3 protein-coding genes are annotated in these 5,736 nt (G+C 62.3%); 2 read left to right on the top strand and 1 reads right to left on the bottom strand.

All coding sequences use genetic code 11. The features are described from left to right. Positions 1–14: 14 nt before the first annotated feature. A complete protein-coding gene (locus K9857_RS29390) occupies positions 15–479 on the bottom strand; it encodes a CopD family protein (RefSeq protein WP_224541936.1) in 465 nt (154 codons plus the stop codon). Between the two features lie 99 nt (positions 480–578). Between K9857_RS29390 and dinG the strand changes: the two genes are divergently transcribed. Next, positions 579–2,723, top strand: a complete 2,145-nt coding sequence (gene dinG, locus K9857_RS29395; protein WP_224541938.1) for an ATP-dependent DNA helicase DinG — start codon at positions 579–581, stop codon at positions 2,721–2,723. Between the two features lie 95 nt (positions 2,724–2,818). After that, positions 2,819–5,320, top strand: coding sequence for a beta-agarase (locus K9857_RS29400; RefSeq protein WP_224541940.1), 2,502 nt, complete (start codon positions 2,819–2,821; stop codon positions 5,318–5,320). Positions 5,321–5,736: the final 416 nt, after the last annotated feature.

The following is a 5,736-nucleotide window of genomic DNA, read 5'->3' on the forward strand; positions in this document are numbered from 1 at the left end:
TGCTCGCGATGCTGTTAAAAGGTCAGCCGTGCTGCGGCAATCGCCACCACAGCCACCCCCACCAGCAGATTGAAACCCACCACCCGGCGAATCCGCCCCAGCACCGACGCCCCGGTCGGCCAGTCCTGCGCTTCCACGGCCTTGCGCAACTCCGGCAGCATCAACGCCTGAATCCGGATGAACAGCGCCGTCATCACCAGATAGAGCCCCATCATCACCTGCACGTAACGCGGCGCATGCTCAAAGCCGGTGAAATGCAGGTTCAGCATGCCCACGCCGGTGACCGGCAGCAGAATGACCGCGCCCCAGACCCAGCGGAAAAAGCCTTGAAACACTTCTACCCAGAGCTTCAGTCGGGCAGGACCTTCGAGAGCCTTGATCGCCGCGGGGCGCAAGACTATCCAGGCGAAAAACATGCCGCCCACCCACACCAGTGCGGCGAGGACATGCAGGCTATAAACAAGGCTAAAAGCGGTCATTGGGGTACTCCGTTCTGCGCGGGATTAATTAGCGGGGTATGATAGCGGCCGATCCGAACCACTGAAAATTTATCCAGCGTTTTTTGCGCCCGACAATCCATGATCAGCACTGAACTCAAAACCACGATCCAGGGCGCCTATTCGCGTTTTCTCGAAGCCAAGAGCCTCAAGCCGCGTTACGGCCAGCGCCTGATGATCGCCGAAGTCGCCAAGGTCCTCGGTGACATCGACACCGACGACGAAGGCCGGCGCAGCGGCGATCCCGCGATTGTCGCGGTGGAAGCCGGCACCGGTACCGGCAAGACCGTGGCCTACAGCCTGGCGTCGATTCCTGCTGCCAAGGCCGCCGGCAAGCGCCTGGTGATCGCCACGGCGACCGTCGCCCTGCAGGAGCAGATCGTCTACAAGGATCTGCCGGACCTGATGCGCAACAGCGGGCTGAATTTCAGCTTCGCCCTGGCCAAGGGGCGCGGGCGCTACATGTGCCTGTCCAAGCTCGACATGCTGCTCCAGGAAGGCCACGCGCAGACCGCCACCGCGCAGCTGTTCGAGGAAGAAGGCTTCAAGATCGAGGTGGATGAGGCGAGTCAGAAGCTGTTCACCAGCATGATCGAGAAACTCGCCGGCAATAAATGGGACGGCGACCGCGACAGCTGGCCCAACGCCCTGGAGGACGCCGACTGGGCGCGCCTGACCACCGATCACAGCCAGTGCACCAACCGTCATTGCCCGAACTTCGGCCAGTGCGCCTTCTACAAGGCCCGCGAAGGCATGGGCAAGGTCGATGTAATTGTTACCAACCACGACATGGTGCTGGCCGACCTCGCCCTGGGCGGCGGTGCCGTGCTGCCTGACCCGCGCGATACCCTCTATGTCTTCGACGAAGGCCATCACCTGCCTGACAAGGCTATCGGCCATTTCGCCCATTACACCCGCCTGCGTTCCACCGCCGACTGGCTGGAAACCACCGCCAAGAACCTCACCAAACTGCTTGCCCAGCACCCGCTGCCGGGTGACCTGGGCAAGTTGATCGAGCAGGTGCCGGAGCTGGCGCGGGAGATCAAGACCCAGCAGCAATTCATGTTCACCGCCTGCGAGCAGATCGCCGATTTCAAACCCGGTGAAGACGTCGAAGGCCGCGAACGGCCGCGTCATCGTTTCGTCGGCGGGGTGATCCCCGAGCACATGCGCGAGATGGGCATCGAACTGAAGAAAGGCTTTGCCCGCCTGACCGACCTGTTCACCCGCCTGACCGAATTGCTCAAGGAAGGCATGGACGGCGAGGTCAACATCGGTATCGCCAGCAATCAGGCCGAAGAGTGGTATCCGCTGTTCGGCAGTCTGCTGTCCCGTTGCTCGGGCAACTGGGAGCTGTGGACCGCATTCACCGTCGAAGACCCGGAAGACAACCCGCCCATGGCCCGCTGGCTGACCCTGGCCGAAAGCGGCTCGCTGTTCGACATCGAGGTCAATGCCAGCCCGATCCTCGCGGCGGACATGCTGCGGCGCAGTCTGTGGAACGTAGCCTATGGCGCCCTGGTGACTTCGGCGACCTTGACCGCCCTCGGTACTTTCGACCGATTCCGCATGCGCGCCGGCCTGCCGAAACATGCCGTGACCGCCGTGGTGCCGAGCCCGTTCCATCACGCCGATGCCGGTGTGCTGAAAGTGCCGAATCTCAACGCCGACCCTCGTGATGCGGCGGCGCATACCGCCGCGATCATCCGCGACTTGCCGGACCTGGTCGAAGGCTCGCGGGGCACGCTGGTGCTGTTTTCCTCGCGCAAACAGATGCAGGACGTGTTCGATGGCCTCGATCGCGACTGGCGCAAGCAGGTGTTCATTCAAGGCAACCTGTCGAAGCAGGAAACCCTGAACAAACACAAGGCCAGGGTCGATGGCGGGGATTCGAGCGTGTTGTTCGGTCTTGCGAGTTTTGCCGAGGGCGTCGACTTGCCCGGCGCCTATTGTGAACACGTGGTCATCGCCAAGATTCCGTTCTCGGTGCCCGACGATCCGGTCGAAGCGGCGCTGGCCGAATGGATCGAAGCCCGGGGTGGCAATCCGTTCATGGAGATCTCCGTGCCTGACGCCTCGCTGAAGCTGGTCCAGGCTTGCGGTCGCCTGCTGCGCACCGAAGAAGACCGCGGCACCATCACCTTGCTCGACCGGCGTCTGGTCACCCAGCGCTATGGCAAGGCGATCCTGAATGCGTTGCCTCCTTTCCGTCGCGAAATTTCCTGATATGGCGGTGGGCAAATCTGCCCACCGTGTTGTCTATCTCTCTGTCATCGCTGTTTCACTGGCCCATTGAGGTCGTTAGGGAGAATTCCGTTCTCATGATTCGCCGTTCGTTACCCGCCATTTTTGCCCTGGTCTTCGCCGCCCCCTTGTTGGCGGCGCCTGCCGGTCAGCAGACCCTGTTCAACTTCGTCCGCCCCGCGGACGTGGTCAAAGTGGCCACCGAGAACGCCGATCTGCCGCAATCCAACGCCGAGCAAACCCCTGAAGGCGAAGTACTGCGCCGGGTGACCTTCAATCCGGTCGCTCGCCCGACCCTGCGTTTGAGCCCGCAAACCGGCGCCTGGGACTGGTCGCAGTCGGCAATGATGAGCCTGCGCATCCAGAGCGCCATGAACTGGCCGATCACCCTCTATGTGCAAATTCAGAGTAACGACGGCAAGACCCTGACCAGTCGCATCGACCTGCCCGCGGGTCCTGCGCAGACGTTGCTGGTGCCGCTGGTGGCGACTTCGCCATTGAGCCAAGGCATGAAAGCCGGGCCACCGATGCCGGTGACGGTGGATGGCTCGCGTGTATTGCTGGCCAGCAGCAGCGGTGAACTGGATCGCGCCCAGGTGGTGTCGGTCAGTCTGTCGATGGACCAACCGAAGGCCGCCCAAAGCATTCTGCTCGAGCGCTTCGGTGTTGAGGATGGTGAAGCCGCCACCAGAGCGGCGTACGGCAATTTGGTAGACGCCTACGGTCAGTCGACCCGGGGCAAATGGCCGGAAAAAGTCGGCAGCGACGAACAACTCAAAGGCGCGGCGGCCAAGGAACAGCAGCAGTTGAAGGGCTGGCTGGCCGAGCGCGCCAAGGCACCGCTGGACAAGTTCGGCGGCTGGACCCAGGGCCCGGCGTTCAAGGGCAGCGGTTTTTTCCGCACTGAAAAGCGCGACGGGCGCTGGTATCTGGTCACGCCGCTGGGGTATCCGTTCTATTCGCTGGGCGTCAACACCGTCGCTGCGGATGTGAACCAGACCTACGTCGCCGGGCGTGAATGGATGTTCGAATCCCTGCCCAAGGCGGGCGAGCCGTTGGCCAGTCATTTTGGCGAGGGGGATAACCGTGGCGGCAACGGCGTCGATCAGGGTCGCGGTTTCAATGCCGGGCGCTGGTTTGACTTCTACGGTGCCAACCTGCAGCGACTGTATGGCGATCCGTGCGTGCCGGGCAGCGAGACCAAGTCCGGGGTCGCCGAAGCGGCTAAATCCGACGCGGTGGAAGCCAGCGCAGAGAAAGCGGCGGAGCAACCATTGGTGCCTGAGACGGCCGAGTCCGGTGTCGCCGAAGCCGCCAAGGCTGACGCGGAACAAGCCGCGGCAGTGAAAGCGGCGGAGCCCGCTGCGGCAGAACCCTGCAAAGCGACCTTCGACGAAAATCGGTGGGCCAGCCAGACCCTCGATCGTCTGCAAGCCTGGGGATTCAACACCGTTGGCAACTGGAGCGCGCCATCTCTTGGCGATGCGGAGCGTGTGCCTTACACCTTGCCGCTGTCGATCGTCGGCGATTACACCAGCATCAGTACCGGCAACGATTGGTGGGGCGGCATGCCCGACCCGTTCGATCCGCGTTTCGCCATGGCCACCGAACGCGCCGTGGCCATCGCCACCCGCGACCATCGCGACGATCCTTGGCTGATCGGTTACTACGCCGACAATGAACTGGCCTGGGCCGGTCCCGGTGACGATCCGAAAGCCCGTTACGCCTTGGCCTACGGTACGTTGAAGATGACCACCGACGTGCCGGCCAAGCGTGCGTTTCTCAAGCAACTGCGCGACAAGTATCGCAACCAGGCGGGACTGTCCAAGGCCTGGGGCATCGATCTGCCGGCCTGGGAGTTGATGGAGGACCCTGGTTTCGTGCCGCCGCTGCCGAGCCCCGAACATCCGGAGATCGAGGCTGACTTCAAGTATTTCCAGAAGGTTTTCGCCGACACTTACTTCAAGACCATTTCCGACTCGCTCAAGTGGCACGCGCCGAATCAGTTGCTGCTCGGAGGGCGGTTTGCCGTCAGCACGCCGGAAGCGGTTGAGTCCTGCGCCCGTTACTGTGATGTGTTGAGCTTCAATCTGTATACGCTGCAACCGCAGGACGGTTATGACTTTGCCAAGTTGCGCGATCTGAACAAGCCGGTGCTGATTACCGAGTTCAACTTCGGTTCGACTGATCGTGGGCCGTTTTGGGGTGGCGTGACGCAGTTGGCGAAAGAGGAGGACCGGGGGCCGGCTTACGCGAACTTCCTGAAACAGGCGTTGAGCGAGCCGTCGATCGTCGGAGTGCACTGGTTCCAGTACCTCGACCAGCCAGTTACCGGGCGTCTGCTGGATGGTGAGAACGGTCATTTCGGTCTGGTGGGGATTACTGATCTGCCGTTTCAGGGGTTTGTCGACGGTGTGCGCAAGAGCAATCTGGCGGCGGTTGATCAGTTGGCCAAGGAGGCGCAGAAGGCCAGTGCCGAGGCGGACAAGGCCAAACACGATAGCGAAGGTGGGCGCGATGCGGATGCCGGCAAAGGGCCGGGGAAGGGCGCAGGTGGGCATTCGGGCAAGGGCCACTAACTGACCCAACCCCTTCGTAGGAGCGAGGCTTGCCCGCGAAGGGTCCTGACAGCCGACGTGATCTTGCGGATTGTAGCGGGATCAATTGTGGGAGCTGGCTTGCCAGCGATGGCGGCCTGCCAACCGACTCGGCTCTTGTGGGTGTACACGAACCCCTGTGGGAGCGGGCTTGCTCGCGAAGGCGTCCTGATAGACGACCTGATTTTGCGGCTGTACTCGGTTCAAATGTGGTAGCGAGCCTGCTCGCGAGCTTTTTTGATTGGGTGCATATCCGTTGCTGCGGTAACGGCTGCTTAGGGTTCCGCCCTTACGGCGGGTCACTTGGAAAAGCGCCAAGTAACCAAGCGCTTTCATCCCCTGACGTACGGCCCTTCGCTTAGGCTCAGGGTTCCCTCGCTCCGGTCCTGCTCCGTGGG

It is taken from the genome of Pseudomonas sp. REP124 (assembly GCF_020164475.1).
GTDB lineage: Bacteria > Pseudomonadota > Gammaproteobacteria > Pseudomonadales > Pseudomonadaceae > Aquipseudomonas.